Origin of the sequence: Paenibacillus sp. FSL H3-0469, assembly GCF_038051945.1 — a bacterium.
Classification (GTDB): Bacteria; Bacillota; Bacilli; order Paenibacillales; family Paenibacillaceae; genus Paenibacillus_AQ.
In genome coordinates this window covers 3243608-3265856 of the sequence record NZ_CP150302.1, presented here as the reverse complement: position 1 = coordinate 3265856, position 22249 = coordinate 3243608, and the positions used below count along the sequence as shown (strand labels likewise).

Below are 22249 nucleotides of genomic sequence, written 5' to 3'. Positions count from 1 at the left end.
TTAAGGGCTGATAGTAAGCTTCTATTGATAATGAGTGGTCCGCTTGCTGATCCCGAAGGAGAGAACAGACAGCAGCATGCAGATCAGAACCAGGACGACAGCTACGGAAGAAGCCTCTCCGATCTGGAACGATTCGAAGGCGGACTGATAATACAAATAGAGCAGAGTGCGGGTAGAGCCGGACGGGCCGCCCTGGGTCAGCACATTAATCTGGTCATAAGCCTGAAGCGCCGAGACGAGCTGCACCACGAATAAGAAAAGAGTAGTCGGCGAGATCAGCGGCCATATAATCCGCAGGAACTTCTGCACCGGGCTTGCCCCGTCCAGCTCCCCGGCTTCCAGCAGGTCGGAAGGCACATTGCGCAGGGCCACCAGATAAAAGATCATTGCCCAGCCTACCGACTTCCAGATCGTGACCAGCAGGACGCCGGTTAAGGCCCATTTGGGGTCCTGCAGCCAGCCGATGGAGTCCAGGCCGAAGAAGTTCAGCACCGCATTCGCGAGACCGGCTTCAGGCTGATAGATCCAGGACCAGACGATAGACACTGCAACGGTCGGCGTCACCCAGGGGGAGAACAGCAGCACTTGATAAAGTGCCGATGCTTTTAGCTTTTTGTTCATTAATAGGGCAAGGCCCAGTCCGAGCAGGATCACCGGCAGCACACTGCCGAGACAGAAGAGAACGGTCACCCTCAGCGCTTTGTAAAAAGCCGGATTGCTGAGCAGATCGGTATAATTCTGCCAGCCGACAAAAGTTTTCTCCGGGCTCATGAAATCCCATTCCGTGAAGCTGAGATACAGCACATACAGCAGCGGCGCGAGCCAGAACACGGCGAACGGGATCATGGCCGGCAGAGTGAACAGCACGGGCTTTAAGCCGCTGATTAACTTTGAACGTGTCATTTTCGTCCATATTCTCCATTTCATCCACATTGGTTGATGCGGTATAATGCAGAGGACAGCTCCTCTGTTCAAAAAAAATTGTACACTCATGAGACAGGCTTGTGGTCAAGCAGAGGTAAAACCCGTTCGGCTTTTGTGTAAAATTTGTAGGATGATTGCCGCAGAGCTGCGGTATTGTGTAATGTAGAGAGAACGATTCTATGTGAAAATGAGGTGCCACCTGATGAAGCAGGCCGCATTCGGCGAGGAACATCCGCACCGTTCGCCCCGGGAGCAGCTGCTCGGCCCGGTGATCGATGCCATAGCCCAAACCATGGATTTATATGGAGCGAATTATTCCTTCGGGCAGCTGTACGGAGTGATGTTCTTCGAGGACAAGCCGATGACACTGGAGGAAATGAAGCAGGTTATGAATATGAGTAAAAGCAATATGAGCTACGGCGTCCGCTCCCTGATCGCCTCCCGGATGGTTACGAAGCTTCCGGAGAAGCGTGAGCGGAAGGAGCTGTACGCGGCGGAGACAGACTTCTTTGAGGCCTTCCGCAACTTCTTCACCCTGAAGCTTCAGCGGGAGATCGATGTGATGCAGGAAGCCATGGGAGCTGCGGTCCCTGACCTCCAGGCACTGGCCCATGCAGCAGACACACCCGAAGAGGAACGCCAGGCCTGCCTCAGAGATCTGGAGAAGCTGGAACATGCGGCCGAGTACTATGCCTGGCTGCAGCGGTTCGTGTCGGGGCTTGCGGAGGGGAATGTTTTTGGCGGCGGACTGCAGGAGAGTAAGACGAACAGCAGTGGTCTTAAGGAAGAAAGGGAGAAAACCTTATGAAGAACAAATCACAGGCTAATTCAGTGTATGTAGTAGGAATTGCGCTCTTATTTGTGTATTTATTTTGGGGAGGCACCTATGTCGGCATGAAGATTGCCATTGAGACGATGCCGCCTTTTTTAATGGCGGGAGTCCGCTTTTTTGCGGCAGGTGTGGTCCTTTATATCATAGCCAGATTAAGCGGAGCGAAGCGTCCGGTAAAGCGTGAATGGCGCGCCTCAACGATTGTTGGCGCCTTGCTGCTGCTTGGGGGCAACGGGGTTGTGGCCTGGTCAGAGCAAAGAGTCTCTTCCTCTATCGCTTCGCTCATCGTGGCGGCCGTGCCTGTCTGGATGATGCTGATGGGCTGGCTTGGGCGCGGCGGCAAACGGCCGAATGCCGGAGTTATCGCAGGAATTGCACTAGGACTGCTCGGCATCGCCGTACTGGTCTTCCAGCCGGGAAAGGGGGAGACGGGGAGCGCTACCGATCTGTTCGGTATTATTACCGTGCTGGCGGCATCCATAAGCTGGGCAGCAGGGTCGATGTACTCCCGAAACGCGGCCATGCCGGACTCACCCTTGATGGCGACAGCGGCGCAGATGCTAACAGGAGGCGCGCTGCTGGTGATTTTCTCTTATTTTACCGGCGACTGGTCCACACTTCATATCTCCGGCATTTCTATGCGGTCTTACCTGGCTCTGGCCTACCTGATCACCTTCGGCTCCATTGTCGGTTATACAGCCTATATATGGCTTCTTAAGAATGCTGATGCTACTCTTGTCTCCACGTATGCCTTCGTTAATCCGGTAGTCGCAGTGCTGCTTGGCTGGCTGCTGGTTGGCGAACAGCTTACCCTGAATACCCTGATCGCTGCCGTGATCATTATCGGGGCGGTGGTTTTGGTTACTCTTTTCCGTAGTAAGCCACACCCGGCAGTAACTCAAGCAGTGCTTGATATACAACCGCAGCAGCAGTCGATACACTGAGAGCATCTTAGCCGAAGGAGTGGGAAGTATGTTTGATATGCTAAAAGTGGGCCGGAATATCGTTAGATTAAGAGGTCTGGCCGGTCTGACTCAAATGGGGCTTGCGGACAAGCTGGGCATCAGTTATCAGGCGGTGAGTAATTGGGAGAGGGGCAACAGTATGCCGGATATCTCCAAGCTTCCGCAGCTGGCAGAAATCTTTGGTGTGGGAATCGATGAGATCCTCGGGGAGGAACAAGGACAGGGCTCCCGCGTGATCGGGAGTGTGCTGGAGCGTGGCGGTACAGATTATTTTGAGCGGGGGGAAGGAACAGCCCAAGAGCTCTCAGACCTTGCGCCAATTCTTCATAATGAGCAGATTGGTGAAGCATTTGAGCATGTGAAGGACGGGGCCGCTGTAGAGGATCTGCTGGCACTTGCGCCGTTCCTGAGCGAGGAAACTCTCGATTCATGCGCCAAGCAGGTGTTTGAAAGGGAAGGTTTAGAGCCCCTGCTGAAGCTCGCCCCGTTCCTCAGTGATGAAGCAATGGATGAACTGGCCAAGCTCGTATATGCCGCGGGGGGTCTGGAGGCACTGGTGGAATTCGCCCCGTTTGTCAGTGATGAAGCAATGGACGGACTGGCCAAGCTTGTATATGCCGCGGAAGGTTTGGAGGCGCTGCTGAAGCTGGCCCCGTTTGTCAGTGATGAAGCAATAGATGAACTGGCCAAGCTCGTATATGCCGTGGAAGGTTTGGAGGCACTGGTATCTCTCGCTCCATATATAAGCGACGAACAACTGGATCAACTTGCTGTAACTATTTCTACAAAAGAAGGCGTTAAAGCGCTCTTGCCGCTCGCCCCGTTCCTCAGTGAGGAAATTCTGGATAGCCTTGCTGCGCAAACCTTCTCCAGACAATGACCTTACTCTATACTCATTAACAGCCGGTACTCTAACAGAGCATCCGGCTTTTTGGTATGCCTTTATCCCATGTGCATACAGCTTTTCGGCCGACAGCCATCGCCCAGACGCCCAAGTCCTGCAACCATCCCCGACTAAGGTCCAGTACATAAAACCGTCCACAGTCTGTTTTGAAAGATGCGGGATTGCCCTAGAATAAGGGTATAAGAAAGAGAGAGCAGCGAAAGGCGGTGATAACAAATGCAAAGAAACAAAGGTAACGGACTTGCGATTGCGCTGATTGTAATCGGAGCGGTAATGCTGCTTGGCATTCTGCCCCACTTGATTTCAGGAATCTTCGGCATCCTGTTCCCGGCAGTGCTGGTTGTGCTCGGATACTACGGAATTAAGAGCGGCCGCAAGATTATCGGCTGGGTGGTGCTGTTCATCGGTGTCATGTCCCTGATCTCCAAGCTTTCCTGGATTATCGGTCCGCTGCTGGGTATTGCTCTGGTAGTGTGGGGCATCTCGGTACTCAGGGGCAAACAAAGCAGAACATACTAATACACACAGTCCATACTTATTAAGAAGCAGGGAGGGAGCAGGAAATCATGAGTGTTTTTCGCAGAATGAGGGACATCACCGTAGCCAACTTGAATGAACGCCTGGAGCAGAGCCAAGATCCGGTGAAGCTGATTGATCAATTTCTACATTCAACCCGTGAAGAGATCGGGGAGGCCGAACGGCTGTACCAGCAGTACGCTTCTCATACGAAGCAATTGCAGCAGCAGGTGAATCAGGCCACAGCCATGAGGAACAAACGTGAAGAGCAGGCGCTCCTCGCACTCAAGGCAGGCGAAGATCATCTGGCCAAGCTGGCATTGCAGGAGAAAATTATCCACGAGGAAAAGCTGGAGCAATACAGCGGGCTGCTGGAGACGAGCCAGCAATCACTTTTCGAACTGGAATCCCAGCTGAATGAGCTCAAAATGGAGTATCAGACGGTATACAGCAAACGCCAGTTCTATGCAGCACGGATGGAGTCGCTGCGGCTGCAGCAACGCATGAATCAAAGAGCGGGTGCTTACGGCGGCGGAGATGTTCCCAAAATGTTCGGCCGTCTGGAAGACAAGATGTCCGACTGGGAGCTTGAAGCCAAAAGCCTGAGCGACTTGCGCCGGATGGGACAGGAATACGCGGTACAGGCCGGAGAGACCGTGGCAACCGTACTCGAAAGAGAAATGGCCCGCCTAAAGGAGAAGCTGAACAATGATGGCAGAAAGGAGTAGTAATATGACCCGATTGTATCGTTCAACAAGAGACAAAGTAATGACAGGGCTGGCAGGCGGATTGTCCGAGACACTCGGCATTGACTCTACCCTGTTCCGGATTCTGCTGGTGATCAGTATTCCATTTAGCGGCGGAGCTACGATCCTCGTATACTTTATCGCAGCAATGGTGATTGCCAAGGAGCCTAACCAGTACAATCCCTTCGGTCCCGGACCCGGCGCGCCGGGTGGCCCGTACGGCGGACCTTACTCCGGCGGACCTGAATATGGCCGCGGACCACAGGCTCCGCATCAAGGACCTCAGGGATATGGCCCCTATGGCGGACAGCCGGGCTACAATCCCGGCTATGACAAGGCAGGCGCTCACGCAGCTCCCGATTCTGGCCTGGATGCCATGATGAAGGATATCGAGAAGAAGGCACTGCAAAAAGAAGTGGAAGAGCTCAAACAAAAACTTGCTAAATACGAGAAGGGAGAAGTGTAAATTATGGGAGTATTCAAACGGATTAAAGATATGACTAAGGCGTCGGTAAACGATATGTTGGATAAGGTAGAGGACCCGATTGTGATGCTGAATCAGTATCTGCGCGATATGGAGGCTGAGATTCATGAGGCTGAAGTAACGGTAGCGAAGCAGATGGCTAATGAACGCCGCATGAAACAGCGTGTGGACGAAGCTGCCAAGGTAGCCGGACAACGTGCTGCACAGGCTGAGCTTGCGCTGAAGAACGGTCAGGAAGAAGTTACACGTAAGCTGCTGGAGGAGAAGATCTACTTCGACCAGAAGCATACCGAGTATGGTGAGCTTCACGCACAGGCTGAAGTACAGGCCAAGGAACTGGTGCAGCAGCTTCATGATATGAAGGATGAGTTCTACAAGATGCGCAACAAACGCAATGAACTGGTATCCCGCGCTCAGATGGCTAAGGCCAAAAAGCAAATGTCCCAGATCAGCAGCGTACATTCCATTGAAAGCGGAAGTGCATCTCTTGGATTCCACCGCATGGAAGAAAAGATCATGCAGCTCGAAGCGGAAGCAGATGTGATGCGCGCTCCGTATAGCCCTTCGGCAACCGCATATGCTAAGCCGGTAGATCCTGAGAAGGAACTGAAAGTGGAGGAGCAGCTTGCCGCACTCAAGAACAAGCTGAATTCCACCCCTGCAGCCCCTCCTTTGAATAAAAAAGAACAATAATCCCTGTTCCTAAAGAACAGCCGGATATGATATGCTGATCAAGGTAAAGCCATACGGTATGGATTCTCCATACCGGTATGGCTTTTGTAGCGGATGCAGTAGGCTGAAGATGTAGCTTCGCAAAATTTCAGCTAATGCTTACGAAGTCAGTTTTGCTTCAAATATAAGAAATTATATGCTATGCATGATAACTTTTCCTTCTATTTCTCGCTGAAACGCACCGTCCCTTAAAAGACGGCGTAATTGTTTCCGCTTGGCAAAACTTTAAGGAGGTGCGGAAATGGATAAACGGAACCGGTTGATTGCCATCGGATTGATTGGTGTAGGCTGCTTGATGATGTTTGGCAAATGGATCGGCTTCTTCTCCATTGTCGCACTCCTGTTCCTGCTGCTGGGAATCTACCGGACGACGTCGGGCAGGGTCAAGCAAGGCTATAAGCTAATGGGAGTCGGAGCGGTGCTGCTGCTGCTGGATCATTTGCTGCTGGTGCTTGGCATTTGTCTGGTTTCGCTGGGGATGTTCTTTGTCAAATCGAAAAGAATGCAGCGCAAGGCGGGGTTTGTGCAGAAGCAAAGCTTTTCTTCCCGGTTCGACTGGGATCTCTCGCCTTGGGTGATGCGCAGCCTGAGCGCCTGGCATGTGCTGGGTGAGGTGGATGTGGATCTTTCCCTGGCCATGGCGGAAGAGCAGGAGACGATTATGCTGTATCAGGGGATTTTTGGTGATGTGGATATTCTGCTGTCTGAGGATTACGGGGTAGAGATTGAGGCATTCGTGCTGTTCGGCTCGATTGAGTCTGGCAGTAACCGCGATACGGGAATGCTGAACCGGCTGAACTGGAAGTCACCCAACTATGACAGCTGCGAACATAAAGTGAAATTTAACATTTCTTATCTGATGGGGGATCTGGACGTACGCTTCCCTTAAGAGTATGTTAGATCAAGAGAGAAGGGAGAGCTCCCGGCATGGACAAAAAAAGCAGTAACATGGTAACGCGCAGTATGGGTGAGGGAGCTCTGTTCTCTTTTATCATGCTGCTCGTTATTACATATATTATGTATACATATGGCTTATTACGGCCATTCGAGGATTGGCGGATTGGCGTAAGGACAGGATTGACGCTAATTCTGCTTCCTATGGCTTTTGGGATCGGGTACGGCTTCTATCAGGGCTTCCGCAGCAAGCGCAAGCTGGAATTACTGCGGGCCACCCTGGTCGCCTGGGAGAAAGGCAATCTCACCCCGGCCATGCCGGACCTAGGCAATGATGAGCTGGGGCGGCTCGGGGAACAGCTCGGGCGGATCAGCGGCAAGTGGGAGAATCAGGTCAATACGCTGCAGCGGCTCTCCACCAATAATGCGAAGCTTGCTGAGCAGGCCCGGGTTACGGCAATCATAGAGGAACGGCAGCGGCTTGCACGGGAGCTGCATGATGCGGTATCGCAGCAGCTGTTCGCCATCTCGATGACGGCAACGGCCGTAGGCCGGACGCTGGAGAAAGACTTTGACAAGGCACAGCGGCAAATCGCACTGATCGAGGAGATGTCGGCCGTAGCCCAGTCGGAGATGAGGGCACTGCTACTGCATTTAAGACCGGTGTATCTGGAAGGCAAGGGGCTGGAGGAAGGTCTGCAGGAGCTGATTAAGGAATTGAAGATCAAGGTGCCGATTGATATTGTGTTCGAGATGGATCAGGGTGTAGAGCTGCTGAAGGGTGTGGAGAATCATTTGTTCCGTATTGTGCAGGAGGCTATCTCGAATACGCTTCGCCATGCCAAAGCGGAGAAGATGGAGATCCGCCTGCACCGCCGGGGGGATACGGTCCGGCTGACGCTGCGCGATGACGGAATCGGCTTCGAGATGGATGACAGCAAGCAGACCTCCTACGGTCTGTCGAATATGCAGGAGCGGATTACTGAGATCGGGGGCTCGATCCAGTTCATCACCGCTCCAGGCAAAGGCTTGCGGATCGATATTACCGTACCGGTAGTCAATGAATAGGGGGCAGGTGTAACGATGGAGATAGAAGAAGATGATGCAATCAAGGTCCTGCTTGTAGACGATCATGAGATGGTCCGGATAGGACTTGCTGCGGTGCTCGGCACCGAGGATGGCATTGAAGTCGTCGGGGAGGCAGGAAGCGGCGAGGAGGGCATCCGTCTGGCCCAGGAGTATACGCCGGATGTGGTGCTGATGGATCTGGTCATGGACGGCATGGATGGCATTGAGACGACTAGACAGCTGCTGAAGCTGTACCCGGATTGTAAGGTTATTGTGTTGACCAGTTATTTGGATGATGAGAAGATGTATCCGGTAATTGAAGCGGGAGCCTTCAGTTACCTGCTCAAGACCTCACGGGCCAGCGAAGTCGCAGATGCGATCCGGGCAGCCGCAAGAGGCCAGTCGGTGTTGGAGTCGCAGGTGGCTTCCAAGATGATGAACCGCTTCCGTTCCAATGCAAGAGGTGAGTCACCGGCCTACAAAGAGCTTACGGAACGAGAGATGGAAGTACTGAAGCTGTTAGCTCAAGGCAAGTCCAATCAGGATATTGCCGATCAATTAATTATCGGAATCAAGACGGTGAAATTCCATGTCACGAATATTCTTGCCAAGCTGGGGGTTGAAGACCGGACCCAGGCGGCTATTTATGCATATAAGAATGGACTGGCGGAGTAAGCCTGGTCTGTGGAAGCTATGGAGCACTTTCAAGCGAATCCGCCCGGATGATCTTGGAAGTGTTTTTGCATGCGCTCGTATATCTTTCTCTGAAATTGGATAACCTGTCTAGTAGATTACTAGAACGGATTGAGAGGGAGATGCGAAGTGGGGAATAAAGGGCGGAGCAAGGGAATACTGGTGTTAGTGCTGTCGGGGATATGTACGCTGCTGCTGTTGAGCGGATTCCGCAGTGCGGAACCGGCAGGAGTAGGCGGTGTACAGAAGAATGCTGTTGCTTCTACAGCTGCCGGAGATCTTCAGGAATCCCTTGCTCTGCTGACCACACTGGGCGGACAGGCCTCCGCTCCCGGTGCGCCGCTCCGGCTCGTACTGAAATGGCAGGGGGAATACAGCGGTGAAGAAGCTGCAGAGACTGCCGTACAGAGCCTTTCCACCCGGTTAGCGCTCGGTGAAATGAGCAGAGCAGATGATGAAGGACACCGGGCTTGGCGTTCTGCGACGCAGCTCAGCGGCGGCACACAGTTGTCCCTGTTCTGGAGTGAGCTTGGCGGAGGACGCAGCTATTGTATTGTTACGCTGGAGACGGCGGATCTTCTGGGTTCACCGGAGCTTGGGGACGCAGCGGCGGACGCTGGAGAAGCTATGCTTCAGGAGGGGATTGCTGCGGAGTGGAATGCATCGCTGCAGGCACCAGCGAAGGAGCAGGGCGGAACGCAGACAGCACTCCTTGCTACGGAGCAGTTACTGGCTGCAGATCTTCCCGGAATTCAGGCAGAGGAGAGCTACGCTGACGTCTCTACATCCAGTCATTCGTATAGTGTGCCGGGTCTTCAGCGCACAGTTAGCAGCGGTAGCCATAGCCTGGCCCTACAGCTGGCAGTTCACAAGAACATCAATGCGGATGAGAACCGGCTAACCCTAGGAATGCCATTAATTACAATCGAATACTGAGGTTAAGTGAGGCCATATAAGTGTAATCCGATGAAAGTATAAGAAAGAGTAATGGAAAAGTGCGAAATCCCGAGAAAAACTGTCAGGAATGTGATGGCATCCTCCGTGCAATTATGATAAAATGACATCACGCCTATAGTCGTATGTTGTTTCATACCAGGCGATGAGAATGAATGTCAACTATATTACATACAGAGAGATGAGGAGCCATGGCTGAAAATCAAACCCTTGATGCACTGCATACACCCGGTGCTGTATTCTTTATCTTCGGGGCAACCGGAGATCTGGCCCGGCGTAAGCTATTCCCGGCGATTTACAGTTTGTACCGTGAAGGCAAGCTGACCCAAGATTTTGCGGTCATTGGCGTGGCTCGGCGTCCCCGCACCCAGGATGAATTCCGGGAAGATGTGAAGGAATCCATTCGTGAGTTCTGCCGTTATCAGGCAGGAGATGCTGCGGAATGGAACGAGTTCGTACAGCATTTTGAATACAAGTCACTCGACATCAATAATATTGACGGCTTCCGTGAGCTGAATGAGCAGACGGAGCGTCTGGAAGAGAAGTTCCATATTCCGGGCAACCGCATGTTCTATCTGGCGCTTGCGCCTGAGCTGTTCGGCAGCGTATCCTTCAACCTCAAGGCAGGCGGTATGCTGCAGGCCAGAGGCTGGAACCGTCTGGTCATCGAGAAGCCGTTCGGCTACAATCTCGAATCCGCTGAGGAACTGAACGAACAGATCCGCCAGGTCTTCAAGGAAGAAGAGATTTACCGGATTGACCACTATCTGGGTAAGGAAATGGTTCAGAATATTGAAGTGATCCGGTTCGCCAATGCATTCTTCGAGCCGCTATGGAATAACAAGCATATTGCCAACATTCAGATTACACTCGGCGAGACGGTGGGTGTGGAAGAACGCGGCGGGTATTACGACCATGCGGGGGCGCTACGCGATATGGGCCAGAACCATATTTTGCAGCTGCTGACGATGATTGCTATGGAACCGCCTAGCCGTCTGTTGGCTGAAGATATCCGTGATGAGAAGGTGAAAGTACTACGTTCGCTGCGTCCTTATGCTACCGCGGATGAGGTCCGCGAGAACGTTGTACGCGGCCAATATACTCAAGGTCTCTACAAAGGCAAGACGCTTCCGGCTTACCGCCAGGAAGACAAAGTGGACCCGGAATCGAATACGGAGACGTATTTCGCAGCCCGCGTGTTCGTGGACAACTTCCGCTGGGCCGGGGTTCCTTTCTATATCCGTACCGGCAAACGTCTGCCTGTGAAGACTACCGAAGTCGTTGTAGAATTCAAAGGAATGCCGACCAACGTCTACTTGGGCCAGAAGCACAAGCTCGAGCCGAACCTGCTCGTCATCCGCGTCAATCCGATGGAAGGCATCTACGTGAAGATCAATGCGAAGAAGCCGGGCTCGGAATCCGAGATTCAGCCGCTGGCCATGGATTTCTGCCAGAGCTGCATGATCGGCATTAATTCGCCGGAGGCGTATGAGCGTCTGCTGCATGACGCTGCACGCGGCGATTCGACCTACTTCACCCGCTGGGATGAAGTGTCCTCGGCCTGGTCCTTCGTGGACCGGATTGCCAAGGCGTGGAAGGAAGAGAGCAACGACTTGGCTTCCTATCCTGCAGGCTCCTGGGGTCCGGTTGAAGCCGACCAGCTGCTTGCCGGAGAAGGCTTCCACTGGTGGCCAGTCAACGGCCAGGATGAAGACAATGTGGTCTGGCAGGTTAACCGCTAGTCCCTGAATAAGATTGGTTACAGATCCTCCTGCATCTCGCTGCAGGGGGATCTTTTTGCTGAATCGTGAAATTATATTACAAGATATTTGACTATAGCCGCTTTTTTGTAGATAATCTCTGCCGGATTTTGCTATACTGAGAAGGATGCTTTCAACATAAAGATTTCTAAGCCTAGCGCTATAGATGATCCTATACATGGTAAACGTTACGTTCAAGAAATAGACGTTGATTCTCTGTTGAATCTCTAAGGAAAGGATCTGAATCCATGAATAGCAGTCCGATTTGACCGATCCGGCAATAGAGGCAGAAGTAAGCATGAATTTATAGATGAAGGGATATGTGCAATGAATAAAGCAACGGACCAAAAGCTTCAGAGTGAAGTCGACAAGCGCAGAACCTTTGCGATTATTTCCCACCCGGATGCAGGTAAAACTACACTGACCGAGAAACTGCTGCTCTTCGGAGGCGCCATCCGTCTGGCAGGTACCGTCAAAGCCCGTAAGGCAAGCAAGCATGCCACCAGTGACTGGATGGAAATTGAGAAGCAGCGCGGAATCTCGGTAACGTCCTCTGTGATGCAATTTGATTACCTGGACCACCGGGTGAACATTCTGGATACTCCGGGTCACCAGGATTTCAGTGAAGACACCTATCGTACGCTCACTGCGGCTGACAGTGCGGTCATGCTGATCGACGTAGCCAAGGGTGTGGAGACACAGACAATCAAGCTGTTCCAGGTCTGTGCGAAGCGCGGCATTCCGATTTTCACCTTCATTAATAAGCTGGACCGTGAAGGCCGCAGCCCGTTTGATCTGATGGAGGAGCTGGAGAATGTGCTGGGCATCCGCTCGGTGCCGATGAACTGGCCGATTGGGATGGGCCGAGAGCTGTGCGGCGTCTATGACCGGATGAAGAATCAGGTCGAGCTGTTCCAGGGCGATGACCATTCCGTAATTAAAGTACAGAAGGTGGAGAGCTACCGCGACCCGATTATCCGTGAGATGGCGGGGGAGTACCTGCATGATCAGCTATGCGCGGATCTGGAGCTGCTGGATGTGGCGGGTGATCCTTTTGACTATGAGAAGGTGCTGCGCGGGGAGATTACTCCGGTATTCTTCGGCAGTGCGATCAACAACTTCGGTGTGCAGACGTTCCTGGATAATTTCCTGGAGCTTGCGCCGAAGCCTGAACCACGCCGCAGTACAGCGGGCTCTGTAGAACCGACGAATGAGAAATTCACCGGCTATGTATTCAAAATCCAGGCGAACATGAATCCCGCACACCGTGACCGTATCGCCTTCCTGCGTATCGTGTCCGGCAAGTTCGAGCGCGGAATGAGTGTGAAGCATGTACGTGCCGGCAAAGACATCAAGCTATCCCAGCCGCAGCAGTTCCTTGCCCAGGACCGGGATATCGTGGAAGAAGCGTATCCGGGGGATATTATCGGTCTGTTCGACCCGGGCATCTTCCGCATTGGCGACACACTCAGTCAGGCCGGAGATATCGAATTTGATGAGCTGCCGACCTTCTCGCCGGAGATTTTCTCCAAAGTCACCATCAAGAATGCACTGAAGTCGAAGCAATTCCAGAAGGGGATTGACCAGCTGACCGAAGAGGGCATGATCCAGGTGTTCCGTACCGTCAACTTCGACGATATTCTGCTGGGTGTAGTCGGACAGCTGCAGTTCGAGGTGTTCGAGTACCGCATGAAGGGTGAGTATGGCGTGGATGTGCAGCTGCAGCGGATGAGCTACCAGTTCGCACGCTGGATCGTGGATGAGAACAAGCCGGATGCCAGTAAATTCCGGATCAACTCCACTCTGGTTACCGACAAGAAGGGCAATTACGTAGTGCTGTTCGAGAATGAATACGCCATGCGGACCGCGATGGAGAAGAATCCGACCGCGAAGTTCCTGGAGACTGCACCTTGATGGGTGTAATATAAGCAGGCTGAGCAGTGAAGTCATATGTATGATTAGGCTATAAAAAACCTCCGCCTCCACCTGTGCAGCTGCACGGTGGGGTGCGGAGGTTTTTGGCGGGATGGGCCTCCTCTAGGAGGTGATAGACCCTGGGGTAAGCTTGTCCAGATGTCTGTGCAGCATAGAGAGAACCCGGTCCTGCTTCGCAGGGTCGAGGTCCTTCCAGATCATCTCAAAGACGACACCCAGTCCGGGAAGCGCGGCTTCCGGCCCGTCTACGGAATTCTCAATGACCTCCCGCAGACCTTCTTCGGACTGGCCGTGTACCTTGTGAATGATGGCCTGGCGCAAATCAAGCGTGACTGGCATAATCGGCCTCCTTAAAGTTGTGTGAGCATCTGCTTCCTGAATCAGCATCGCAAAACTGACTTCGAAAGCAGGGGCTTGTCAGGTAAGCAGCCTTTTTATAAGGTGCCCTGCGGGAGCGCTGAACATTCAAGTTTATAACGGCTTATGCTATACTGTGTGAGATGTATTATATGTGCGGGAGGGACAAGGCTTAATGGCAAAAAAACAGTATGCGATCATCGGCATGGGCCGCTTCGGCTCAAGTGTGGCCAAGGCGCTCAGCGGGATGGGCTATGAGGTGCTGGCCATTGATGCAGATGAACAGCGCACCCAGGAAATCTCCAACATTGTGACACATGCCGTATCTGCGGACTCCACGGATGAAGAGGCACTGCGTGCGCTGGGCATCCGTAACTTCGATGTGGTGGTAGTCGCCATCGGTGAGGATATTCAGGCCAGTATTCTGACAACGCTGATCTTGAAGGATCTGGGCGTGCCTGCCATTATTGCCAAAGCCAAAAGTGAGCTGCACGGCAAGGTGCTGGGCAAAATCGGAGCAGATAAGGTGATCTACCCGGAGCGGGACATGGGGATGCGCGTGGCGCATCATCTCGCTTCTCCGAACATCCTCGATTACATCGAGCTGTCACCGGAGTACAGCATTCTCGACATGAAGGTCTCGGGGCCGATGCTGGGCAAGAACCTGCAGGAGCTTGATATACGCGCCAAATATGGGTGCAATGTTATGGCGATCCGTCAAGGCGAGGAAATGAATATCTCCCCCAGAGCGGAGGACCGCCTGACCGATGGTGATGTTCTTGTCATTGTCGGACGGAAGGATAATCTGACGAAGCTGGAGATGGCTTATCAATAGGAATCTGTAAGCAACAGAAAGGTAGGACCCTATGGAAATTATGTCGCCGCAGAACACGCGGGTGAAGGAATGGGCCGGACTGCAGGAGAAGAAGCACCGTGACCGGTCCGGTAAATATATCGTGGAAGGGATTCATCTGGTGCAGGAGGCGTTGCAAGCCGAAGCGGATGTGGAATGCCTGGCTTTTGACCTTGATAAAGGCATGCCGTCTGAGCTGAAGCCGCTGCTTCAGGCCGTACAGGGTATGGAGGTCATCGGCGTGTCGGCGGCAGTGGTTGCGAAGTGCAGCAGCACGGGCACCCCGCAGCCGGTATTCGCCATTGTGCGGAAGGAGCAACAGGGCCTAGAGGCCATTCTGGCGAAGCCGGACAGCCTGGTTGTGGTGCTGGATGGGGTCCAGGACCCCGGCAATGTAGGCACCATCATCCGCAGTGCGGATGCGGCGGGTGCGGACGGCGTGATCCTCGGCCAAGGCTGTGCCGACCTCTTTAACCCGAAGACCATCCGGTCCACGATGGGCTCGATGTTCCATCTCCCGGTAGTGGAGGGAGAGCTAAGTACCATTCTCCCGCAGGCGCGGGAGGGCGGGGCGCTGCTGGTCAGCACCTCGCTGACGGCGGAGGATTCCTGCTACACCCATGATTTTCACGGCAGCCAGTGGCTGCTGATCGGCAGCGAAGGCCAAGGCATCTCGCCAGAGACAGCCCGGCTTGTCGACAAAAGCATCCTGATCCCGATGGCTGGCCGCGCCGAATCACTGAACGCTGCAATGGCCGCGACGATATTGCTGTTTGAGGGAATGCGGCAGCGGGGGAATTATCTTAACCAACCTTTATAACTATCAACAGAGTCAGTCCCGGTGTGTCTGAATAAGACATCATGCATCCGGGGCTTTTTTGTATTCTTGTTCTGCTTCAATATTTTAAATAGGAGTGATGAAGATGGGGATTATTGTGGCGATTGGCGGAGGAGAGCTTAGCGAATTGGAGACTTTGGCCATCGATCAGACGATTTTAGATCTAACGAACAAAAGGAATCCCAAAGCATTGTTCATTCCTACAGCCAGTATGGATGCAGAAGGGTATTGTGACTCTTTTCAATTCGTGTACGGTGACCGGTTAGGGTGTGAGATCAAGCATTTACTGCTGACGAAAAATACATATGCACCAGAAGAAATAGAGGACATGATCTTATCCGCCGATTTAATCTATGTGGGTGGCGGTAACACGAGGATGATGCTGGACATCTGGCGGGAGCACGGTGTGGATACTTTGCTGAAGCAAGCGTACGACTCTGGGGTTGTGCTGTCAGGGATGAGTGCGGGTTCGATCTGCTGGTACGAATACGGTCATAGTGACACAGAGACGTTCGATACTACAGGAGAGAGGATCTATATCAAATTGAAGGCGATGGGGATATTACCAGAGATTCACTGTCCTCATTATAATGAAGACAACCGCGAGGCAGATTTCTTGGACATGGTTAAGGGAATGAATACAACCGGCATAGCCATTGAGAATCACTGCGCCATTATTTATAAAGATGTTGGGTACAAAGTGATCTCCTCCAGAGAACAGGCCAAGGCCTATAAGATTCAAGAGATCAATCAGCAGATGATCGTGACGGAGATACAGAAGCATGTTGAATATAATGAGATAGCGAATATGTGAATAAAAGCCCGCACTCCGCCTATTAGCCAGAGTACGGGCTTTTAATTGTTCAGAGTATATCTTGTCCGTTTTCGTTTTCAGTGTAGATGGAGATCAGCACAATCGCGGTGTCTTCCCCCGTATTTTTGACGGAATGGGGGGTGCAGGCATTCCAGCTAAAGGAATCACCCTCGGTAAATTCAGCTCCGTCTTCCCCTTGCTGCGCATAGATAGTCCCTTTAAGGACGACATGGACCTCCTGTCCTTCATGCGCATGGGGGGCATCCCCAATCATGGCACCGGGAGGGAACTCGACGATCGACATCCGGACGTTCTGGGTGGAACTGAGGTGCTCAACCTTTAGCTTAGCTGCGCCGCTGGTGGTGATTCTCCGTTCATCCTTGCGGACAATCTGCATGCGTTCTTCTTTTTTTAGCAGCAAATATGCAAGCGGGACCTTCAGAGCCTGAGCGATATTCTCAAGTGTAGCGATGGAAGGTGATGTCTTATTAGTTTCGACCTGGCTCATGAAGCCTTGGGATAGGCCGGTAGTGTCGCAGATTTGCGCGATGGTGATATTTTTCCGCTTGCGGATTGCCCGTATTGTAGCGCCGATATCCATGGGATCACACCTTCATAATATTTGTAATACTAAACTTATTTTCATATTAACAATTTTATTATTGACAAGTCAATGCAGGTTGCGATAAATTACTCATATAGAAAATATATTATTATAACTAATATTTAAGCGAAGATCTTCGGTATGGAGGAAAATAAGATGAATCCTAAATATTCATATGATGTTCATTTACCGGATAAGCTGGAGCAAGGCAGGAAGTACCCGGTGATCTTTACTTTTCACGGCAAGGGCTCTAATGAGCGCAATATGTTCGGTCTGGTGGCGCCGCTGGCTGAGGAGTTCATTATTATCGGGGTTCGCGGGAATCTGCTGCTGGGTACGGGGTATCAATATTATGATTTGAAAAGCCTGGGCAACCCCATACGTGAGATGTTTGACCAAGCGGTCAGCGATCTTGAGGCCTTCATTCACTATGCAACGCAGCAGTATCCGGTCGATCCGGACAGACGTTATTTGCTCGGCTTCAGCCAAGGGGCCATTCTGTCCATGACGCTTGCGCTTACGATGGGGGAGCAACTCAAAGGAATTGTCGCGCTTAATGGATATATTCCGGAATTTGTGAAAATGGAGTATAACCTCCGTAGCCTCAAGAACGTGTCTGTCTTCGCTTCGCATGGTGAATACGATTCGGTGTTCCCGGTGCGCATTGGACATGAGACTGCCGCCTATCTGGAGGGACAAACCGAACGGTTGACCTTCAGACTCTATCCGTCCGACCATGGCGTAACTGAAGAGAACCAGCGTGATTTCTTGCAATGGCTCAAGCAGGATGCCGGATTAACTATTAATAAGGAGTGATTATCGATGATGCCTTCCTATTTTTTTGCACACGGAGCTCCATCTATTGTTCTTGAAGATAATGCCTACACCAAACTGTTAAAAGAGTTCAAAGACCATATGCCCAAACCGAAAGCTATCGTTCTCTTCTCAGCGCATTGGGAGGAACCCGTGCAGTCCGTGGGCGCGGCTGCAACGTATGATACCATTTATGACTTCGGCGGATTCCAGGACGAGCTGTACCAGATGACGTATCCCGCACATGGTGATCCGGCTCTCGCGGAGCAGATTCAGAAGCTTTTGACCGCGGGTGGGGTGAAGAATGTCAGGGATGAACAAAGAGGACTAGATCACGGCGCATGGGCTGTGCTGAAGCTGCTCTATCCGGAGGCGGATATTCCGGTTGTAGCGATGTCTGTGAATCGTGATCTGTCTAATGCGCAGCAGTATGAGATCGGCAAGGCGCTGGCGGCGCTGCGTGAACAGGATGTGCTTATCATCGCCAGCGGGGGAACCGTTCATAATCTGCGGAGGTTGAACTGGAATTCGGATGAGGTCAACGGGTGGGCCGAGCAGTTCGATCACTGGATTCAGGAGAAGCTGGAAGCATGGGATACAGAAGCGCTGTTCCAATATGATGAGCTTGCTCCCTATGCAGAGATGGCGGTCCCGACGAGTGAACACTTTATTCCGCTGTTCATCGCTATGGGAGCGGGGGACACGGGGCGTAATGCGCAGCTGCTTCACCGGAGTTATCAGTACGGTAATCTAAGCTTGAGCTGCTGGCAGTTTAATTAAGCTGCATACAAAAAAAGGCCTTGAAACAGGCCTTTTTTGTACAATGCTATAGGTTCCCTATGAGATAGGAGAAACATTGATATTTAATGACTCATCACGAATCTCGCCAACAATCTCTTCCAGAAGATCCTCCATGGTCACAATGCCGGTAGTCTTGCCGGTGCTGTCCGTCACTTTTGCCATATGGACCCTGGTGTGCTGCATGCGCAACAATACATCCCGCAGGTTCTCAGTCTCCGTAAATGTTGGAATCTCGTGCACGAATTTTTGCCAGTCCGCGCTTCGTCCTGCTGCAATACTGGTCAACATTTCTTTGGTGTTAATGTAACCTATGAAAGGTTCGCCTTCATTTGGACTTACAACGGGGTAACGGGTGTAGTCATGCTCACCCACGATTTCAATTAACTTATCGACGGGCATTCCCATTTGTACAGTTACCACTTTTTCAATGGGCACAATAATCTCACTAAGTCTGCGTTCATCAAAAGCGAAGATGTTATTTAGATAGATAAGTTCCGTCTTGTTGATTTCTCCGCTCTCAAAGCTTTGGTCCACAATCCACTTCAGCTCTTCTTCAGAGTGAACCGTTTCATGTCCCGCAGGCTTTACTCCAAACATACGGAGCAATAGTCTTGCAGATCCATTCAGGGCAACGATGAACGGATAGGTGATTTTGCCGAACCAATAGAGCGGAGGAGCAAGCAGTAGGGTCATCTTTTCAGCAAATTGAATGGCCAGGGTTTTGGGTGCGAGCTCTCCAATGACTACATGCAGGAATGTGATGATTGACAAGGCGATCAGATAAGACAAGACTGTAGACAAGGCAGCAGGAACACCCATTTGGTCGAAAAGCGGATGCAAAACCCGCTCAACGGTTGGCTCACCGAGCGCACCAAGCACCAAAGCCGTTATCGTAATCCCTAATTGACAAGCGGATAGATAGTAATCTAAATCGCGGGCAACCTTTTTGGCGGTCACCGCTTTTTTGTTGCCTTCCGTGATCAGTTGATCAATGCGGGACATACGTACCTTGAGAATAGCGAACTCAGCGCCTACAAAGAAAGCGGTAAGACCAATAAAGACAGCTACCAGAATTAAGTTTAAAGTTATGACTCCGTCCAAATTTTCCCCTCCGGCTGAGGGATTCACCTCCAAAAGTTATAGTTATACGTTTAGGACTGTTGCTCTAATGCTCTCGTAAGAACGATCTGCTTGATCTGCAGGTTGTCCATTTCAGTGATTACCCAGTGTTGACCGCTATCTTGAAGCTCGTACCCCGGGTTCACGGGATTGCCGGCTTTATATTGAATCCAGCCTCCGATGGTATCTATGCCATCCCTGTCCTCAAAGACCAATCCAAACTGCTGTTCAATCTCTTCAAGCAAAACACGTCCATTGATTCTATAGGTCTGCTCGCCGATCTGCTGAATATCGGAAAGCTCATCTGCATCAAACTCATCGCGGATTTCTCCGACAAGCTCCTCAAGAATATCCTCCAAGGTCAGAATCCCTGCCGTACCTCCATATTCATCGACAACCATGGCCATATGCATCTGTTCCTGCTGCATTTTGAGCATCGCTTCCTTAATAGGGGTCGTAGACGCTACAACGGGGAGGCTGCGGGCAAAATCCTTCAGATGACGCTCCCGGCCGGCGATAATGTGGGGAAGCATTTTTTTGATGTTCACCACACCATGAATGATATCCTTGTTTCCATTCTGGGTGACCGGGTAACGACTATAATTATTGGAATCAATGACACTTATGATCTCTTCATACGACATATCGTAATCCAAAGCTACCATTTCAGTTCTTGGAATCATGATGTCTTTGGCGATACGTTCATCAAAAGCAAATACGTTATCTAAATATTCCAGCTTCGTTTCATTCAGCGCCCCGCCTTTGGAGCTTTGAGCCATAATGATCCGAAGCTCCTCTTCTGAATAATGATCTTCATGTCCGGCGGGTTTAACTCCAAACAGGCGCAGAATAACCCGGGAAGTTCCATTTAGGGCAACGATAAAAGGATGCATAATTTTGCCGAACCAGTACAGTGGGGGAGAGAGCAGCAGCGTCATCTTTTCGGAAAACTGGATCGCCAGCGTCTTGGGTGCCATCTCACCGACTACGACATGTAAGAAGGTAACAAAAATAAACGCAATGGCATAGGAAGCAACGGAAGCGGTTGCGCCCGACAAGTTAAAGAAATCAAAGACCGGGTACAGAATACGCTCCACGGCTGGTTTACCGATAGCTCCCAGACCAAGGGCTGTCACTGTAATTCCAAGCTGGCAGGCGGACAGATAATAATCCAAATTACCGACAACCTTTTTGGCAATAACGGCTTTCTTATTTCCTTCATCAATCAATTGTTCAATCCGCGACATGCGGATTTTGACGGCCGCAAATTCCGAAGCTACAAAAAAGGCTGTTAAAGCAATTAATATGGCAAGAATAATTAAATTAGTGATTGTTATTAGGTCCAAGCTTTTCCCTCATGAAGAGGGATTCACCTCCAAGTTATAGTTAGATTGCATACCCTATAGAACTTAATGATGGACATGAACAGCCGCCTGAGAAGTGAATCAATTCATGAGCACAATCCATTTGCAAAATCGCCTTCCCATTTATTGTTCACCTCCCCACCAAATTATACGAAGGAGTATAACATAAATGCGTATAAACCATCCAGTTCCACGTCATGGTTTGCGTTTTGCGGAATGTAGAAGCCCGTCTAATGTCCCGCCCGCTTGCCGGCACCTATTTCGGTGAAGAATCGCTAAGCTCCGTAGGGGGAGGAAGGAATTTCCGGTCCACTTTTCAATCCATTTTTGGTAAGGTAGGGAGAATGCTATTCTGAAGAGGTGATAGTTATGCAAAAGAAACATTGTGCATTCTGCGATCAGATTGTCCGCATTGCAGCAGACGGTGAGTATGATCAGTATTTCGACTGCTCCTGCTCTCCTGGCGGAAGCTACAGTCTGGTTAGAGACAGTTATGAGGCGATTCTTGCGCTCTCGTTCCAGCAGAAGCGGGACATGCTGCATCTGATCTCAGGCTATATCCGCGAAAAGACGGATTGTGGCGAGAAGGTGATCCTTGCGTTCAGTGATCTGGACGAGATTGTGAATGCCCCGGGTATTCCGGTAACTGCTGAGGATAAAGGAAACAGGCTGCTGCAGTATCTGCATAGGCATTGCGATGGCTCTGGGGAGCCGGTGGTCATTCATCCCCTGTCCCGCAGCTACAATCTGACATACTCTCCCAATCTGCAGGAGCTGGTCTATATTATTGACAGGCTGCAAAATGAGGAACTGTTAGTCCGGGAAGGTATGAACTTCTCTTTGACTCCTATGGGGTGGGAGGAAGCTGCTGCAATTGCAGGCGGCCGGATTTTACAACAATGCCTGGTTCTTCTGCCGGATGATGAGAAGTTGCAGGCAGAGTGGCAGGATAAGCTATGGGCCAAAATCGAGCAGTTTGGCTATTTCCCCCGTCTGCTTGCCAGTAAGAATGAAGCTGCGAATTCCCTGGTGCCTGTGGCGGACAGCAAGCTGGTTATTGCGGACCTCACAGGCCAGTCATCTGAGGTATATCTGGCAGCGGGCTATGCGCTTGGGTTGAATATTCCGGTAATCTGGACGGTTAGAAGGGATGAGGCAGATAAATTAAGGATACATCTTCAGGAGATACGCCCTCTGGTTTGGGATACTGCGGAAGAGCTGATGGTATTGCTTCAGCAAGAACTTTTGAAATAATAGTTGCATAGTTGTTTGATCCATG

Annotated in this window: 24 protein-coding genes; 19 read left to right on the top strand and 5 right to left on the bottom strand. The window is 51.4% G+C overall.

What is annotated here, in order from left to right; genetic code table 11:
* Positions 1-21: 21 nt before the first annotated feature.
* Entirely contained in the window at positions 22-903 is an 882-nt protein-coding gene (locus NSS83_RS14125) for a sugar ABC transporter permease (protein WP_341348462.1), read from the bottom strand.
* A 223-nt stretch (positions 904-1126) separates the two neighbouring features.
* Between NSS83_RS14125 and NSS83_RS14120 the strand changes: the two genes are divergently transcribed.
* The 13 genes from NSS83_RS14120 (at position 1127) to NSS83_RS14060 (ending at position 13386) form a co-directional block, all read left to right on the top strand.
* A complete protein-coding gene (locus NSS83_RS14120; RefSeq protein WP_341183969.1) occupies positions 1127-1732 on the top strand; it encodes a transcriptional regulator in 606 nt (201 codons plus the stop codon).
* A complete protein-coding gene (locus NSS83_RS14115) occupies positions 1729-2700 on the top strand; it encodes an EamA family transporter (protein ID WP_341183970.1) in 972 nt (323 codons plus the stop codon). Before NSS83_RS14120 ends, NSS83_RS14115 begins: the two co-directional genes overlap by 4 nt.
* A 28-nt stretch (positions 2701-2728) precedes the next feature.
* Positions 2729-3601, top strand: a complete 873-nt coding sequence (locus NSS83_RS14110) for a helix-turn-helix transcriptional regulator (RefSeq protein ID WP_341183971.1) — start codon at positions 2729-2731, stop codon at positions 3599-3601.
* A gap of 240 nt (positions 3602-3841) precedes the next feature.
* Complete coding sequence (locus NSS83_RS14105) at positions 3842-4144, top strand: hypothetical protein (RefSeq protein ID WP_036731138.1); 303 nt, start codon at positions 3842-3844, stop codon at positions 4142-4144.
* Positions 4145-4191: 47 nt separating this feature from the next.
* Positions 4192-4869, top strand: coding sequence for a PspA/IM30 family protein (locus tag NSS83_RS14100; RefSeq protein WP_341016747.1), 678 nt, complete (start codon positions 4192-4194; stop codon positions 4867-4869).
* A 4-nt stretch (positions 4870-4873) separates the two neighbouring features.
* On the top strand, positions 4874-5353 hold the full coding sequence (locus tag NSS83_RS14095) for a PspC domain-containing protein (RefSeq protein ID WP_209994095.1): 480 nt from the start codon (positions 4874-4876) through the stop codon (positions 5351-5353).
* A gap of 3 nt (positions 5354-5356) precedes the next feature.
* Complete coding sequence (locus tag NSS83_RS14090; protein ID WP_341183973.1) at positions 5357-6064, top strand: PspA/IM30 family protein; 708 nt, start codon at positions 5357-5359, stop codon at positions 6062-6064.
* Positions 6065-6344: 280 nt separating this feature from the next.
* A complete protein-coding gene (gene liaF / locus NSS83_RS14085; RefSeq protein WP_341016750.1) occupies positions 6345-6992 on the top strand; it encodes a cell wall-active antibiotics response protein LiaF in 648 nt (215 codons plus the stop codon).
* Between the two features lie 38 nt (positions 6993-7030).
* Positions 7031-8065, top strand: coding sequence for a sensor histidine kinase (locus NSS83_RS14080; RefSeq protein WP_341183974.1), 1035 nt, complete (start codon positions 7031-7033; stop codon positions 8063-8065).
* Positions 8066-8080: 15 nt separating this feature from the next.
* Complete coding sequence (locus NSS83_RS14075; RefSeq protein WP_341016752.1) at positions 8081-8740, top strand: response regulator transcription factor; 660 nt, start codon at positions 8081-8083, stop codon at positions 8738-8740.
* Positions 8741-8887: 147 nt separating this feature from the next.
* The gene (locus NSS83_RS14070) at positions 8888-9694 is read left to right on the top strand and encodes a hypothetical protein (RefSeq protein ID WP_341348461.1); all 807 of its coding nucleotides are present in this window, start codon (positions 8888-8890) and stop codon (positions 9692-9694) included.
* Positions 9695-9903: 209 nt separating this feature from the next.
* Complete coding sequence (gene zwf, locus NSS83_RS14065) at positions 9904-11454, top strand: glucose-6-phosphate dehydrogenase (RefSeq protein WP_036731156.1); 1551 nt, start codon at positions 9904-9906, stop codon at positions 11452-11454.
* A 345-nt stretch (positions 11455-11799) separates the two neighbouring features.
* Positions 11800-13386 (top strand): peptide chain release factor 3, encoded by a 1587-nt coding sequence (locus NSS83_RS14060; RefSeq protein ID WP_341348460.1) that lies wholly within the window; start codon positions 11800-11802, stop codon positions 13384-13386.
* Positions 13387-13509: 123 nt separating this feature from the next.
* Here the strand turns inward: NSS83_RS14060 and NSS83_RS14055 are convergent, their stop codons facing one another.
* The gene (locus tag NSS83_RS14055) at positions 13510-13746 is read right to left on the bottom strand and encodes a small acid-soluble spore protein SspI (RefSeq protein WP_036700271.1); all 237 of its coding nucleotides are present in this window, start codon (positions 13744-13746) and stop codon (positions 13510-13512) included.
* A gap of 193 nt (positions 13747-13939) precedes the next feature.
* On the opposite strand from NSS83_RS14055, the gene NSS83_RS14050 reads away from it, so the two are divergent.
* The 3 genes from NSS83_RS14050 to NSS83_RS14040 all read left to right on the top strand — a co-directional run bounded on the left by NSS83_RS14050 (position 13940) and on the right by NSS83_RS14040 (position 16269).
* The gene (locus tag NSS83_RS14050; RefSeq protein WP_036700269.1) at positions 13940-14599 is read left to right on the top strand and encodes a TrkA family potassium uptake protein; all 660 of its coding nucleotides are present in this window, start codon (positions 13940-13942) and stop codon (positions 14597-14599) included.
* A gap of 31 nt (positions 14600-14630) precedes the next feature.
* The gene (locus NSS83_RS14045) at positions 14631-15437 is read left to right on the top strand and encodes an RNA methyltransferase (RefSeq protein WP_341183976.1); all 807 of its coding nucleotides are present in this window, start codon (positions 14631-14633) and stop codon (positions 15435-15437) included.
* A 103-nt stretch (positions 15438-15540) separates the two neighbouring features.
* Complete coding sequence (locus NSS83_RS14040; protein ID WP_341348459.1) at positions 15541-16269, top strand: peptidase E; 729 nt, start codon at positions 15541-15543, stop codon at positions 16267-16269.
* Between the two features lie 49 nt (positions 16270-16318).
* Here NSS83_RS14040 and NSS83_RS14035 read toward each other — a convergent pair whose 3' ends face one another.
* Positions 16319-16870 (bottom strand): helix-turn-helix domain-containing protein, encoded by a 552-nt coding sequence (locus NSS83_RS14035; protein ID WP_341183978.1) that lies wholly within the window; start codon positions 16868-16870, stop codon positions 16319-16321.
* 159 nt (positions 16871-17029) lie between these two features.
* Here NSS83_RS14035 and NSS83_RS14030 point away from each other — a divergent pair, with 159 nt between their 5' ends.
* Entirely contained in the window at positions 17030-17689 is a 660-nt protein-coding gene (locus tag NSS83_RS14030) for a dienelactone hydrolase family protein (RefSeq protein ID WP_341348458.1), read from the top strand.
* Positions 17690-17695: 6 nt separating this feature from the next.
* On the top strand, positions 17696-18466 hold the full coding sequence (locus tag NSS83_RS14025; protein WP_341183980.1) for a class III extradiol ring-cleavage dioxygenase: 771 nt from the start codon (positions 17696-17698) through the stop codon (positions 18464-18466).
* 57 nt (positions 18467-18523) lie between these two features.
* Here NSS83_RS14025 and NSS83_RS14020 read toward each other — a convergent pair whose 3' ends face one another.
* Both NSS83_RS14020 and NSS83_RS14015 read right to left on the bottom strand, forming a co-directional pair.
* On the bottom strand, positions 18524-19588 hold the full coding sequence (locus NSS83_RS14020; RefSeq protein WP_341348457.1) for a hemolysin family protein: 1065 nt from the start codon (positions 19586-19588) through the stop codon (positions 18524-18526).
* Between the two features lie 50 nt (positions 19589-19638).
* Positions 19639-20952, bottom strand: coding sequence for a hemolysin family protein (locus NSS83_RS14015; RefSeq protein ID WP_341348456.1), 1314 nt, complete (start codon positions 20950-20952; stop codon positions 19639-19641).
* A gap of 387 nt (positions 20953-21339) precedes the next feature.
* Here NSS83_RS14015 and NSS83_RS14010 point away from each other — a divergent pair, with 387 nt between their 5' ends.
* Positions 21340-22224 carry a hypothetical protein gene (locus NSS83_RS14010; RefSeq protein WP_341183983.1) on the top strand — a complete coding sequence of 295 codons (885 nt, stop codon included), beginning with the start codon at positions 21340-21342 and terminating at the stop codon, positions 22222-22224.
* The last annotated feature ends 25 nt before the right edge of the window (positions 22225-22249 follow it).

What these genes read in the sequence shown, in the direction of transcription:
- NSS83_RS14125 (WP_341348462.1), bottom strand. Translation starts at nt 903, where the DNA reads ATGACACGTTCAAAGTTAATCAGCGGCTTAAAGCCCGTGCTGTTCACT.
- NSS83_RS14100 (WP_341016747.1), top strand. Translation starts at nt 4,192, where the DNA reads ATGAGTGTTTTTCGCAGAATGAGGGACATCACCGTAGCCAACTTGAAT.
- NSS83_RS14025 (WP_341183980.1), top strand. Translation starts at nt 17,696, where the DNA reads ATGATGCCTTCCTATTTTTTTGCACACGGAGCTCCATCTATTGTTCTT.
- liaF (WP_341016750.1), top strand. Translation starts at nt 6,345, where the DNA reads ATGGATAAACGGAACCGGTTGATTGCCATCGGATTGATTGGTGTAGGC.
- NSS83_RS14120 (WP_341183969.1), top strand. Translation starts at nt 1,127, where the DNA reads ATGAAGCAGGCCGCATTCGGCGAGGAACATCCGCACCGTTCGCCCCGG.
- NSS83_RS14080 (WP_341183974.1), top strand. Translation starts at nt 7,031, where the DNA reads ATGGACAAAAAAAGCAGTAACATGGTAACGCGCAGTATGGGTGAGGGA.
- NSS83_RS14110 (WP_341183971.1), top strand. Translation starts at nt 2,729, where the DNA reads ATGTTTGATATGCTAAAAGTGGGCCGGAATATCGTTAGATTAAGAGGT.
- NSS83_RS14035 (WP_341183978.1), bottom strand. Translation starts at nt 16,870, where the DNA reads ATGGATATCGGCGCTACAATACGGGCAATCCGCAAGCGGAAAAATATC.
- NSS83_RS14090 (WP_341183973.1), top strand. Translation starts at nt 5,357, where the DNA reads ATGGGAGTATTCAAACGGATTAAAGATATGACTAAGGCGTCGGTAAAC.
- NSS83_RS14095 (WP_209994095.1), top strand. Translation starts at nt 4,874, where the DNA reads ATGACCCGATTGTATCGTTCAACAAGAGACAAAGTAATGACAGGGCTG.
- NSS83_RS14055 (WP_036700271.1), bottom strand. Translation starts at nt 13,746, where the DNA reads ATGCCAGTCACGCTTGATTTGCGCCAGGCCATCATTCACAAGGTACAC.
- NSS83_RS14060 (WP_341348460.1), top strand. Translation starts at nt 11,800, where the DNA reads ATGAATAAAGCAACGGACCAAAAGCTTCAGAGTGAAGTCGACAAGCGC.
- zwf (WP_036731156.1), top strand. Translation starts at nt 9,904, where the DNA reads ATGGCTGAAAATCAAACCCTTGATGCACTGCATACACCCGGTGCTGTA.
- NSS83_RS14105 (WP_036731138.1), top strand. Translation starts at nt 3,842, where the DNA reads ATGCAAAGAAACAAAGGTAACGGACTTGCGATTGCGCTGATTGTAATC.
- NSS83_RS14050 (WP_036700269.1), top strand. Translation starts at nt 13,940, where the DNA reads ATGGCAAAAAAACAGTATGCGATCATCGGCATGGGCCGCTTCGGCTCA.
- NSS83_RS14040 (WP_341348459.1), top strand. Translation starts at nt 15,541, where the DNA reads ATGGGGATTATTGTGGCGATTGGCGGAGGAGAGCTTAGCGAATTGGAG.
- NSS83_RS14010 (WP_341183983.1), top strand. Translation starts at nt 21,340, where the DNA reads ATGCAAAAGAAACATTGTGCATTCTGCGATCAGATTGTCCGCATTGCA.
- NSS83_RS14030 (WP_341348458.1), top strand. Translation starts at nt 17,030, where the DNA reads ATGAATCCTAAATATTCATATGATGTTCATTTACCGGATAAGCTGGAG.
- NSS83_RS14075 (WP_341016752.1), top strand. Translation starts at nt 8,081, where the DNA reads ATGGAGATAGAAGAAGATGATGCAATCAAGGTCCTGCTTGTAGACGAT.
- NSS83_RS14045 (WP_341183976.1), top strand. Translation starts at nt 14,631, where the DNA reads ATGGAAATTATGTCGCCGCAGAACACGCGGGTGAAGGAATGGGCCGGA.
- NSS83_RS14115 (WP_341183970.1), top strand. Translation starts at nt 1,729, where the DNA reads ATGAAGAACAAATCACAGGCTAATTCAGTGTATGTAGTAGGAATTGCG.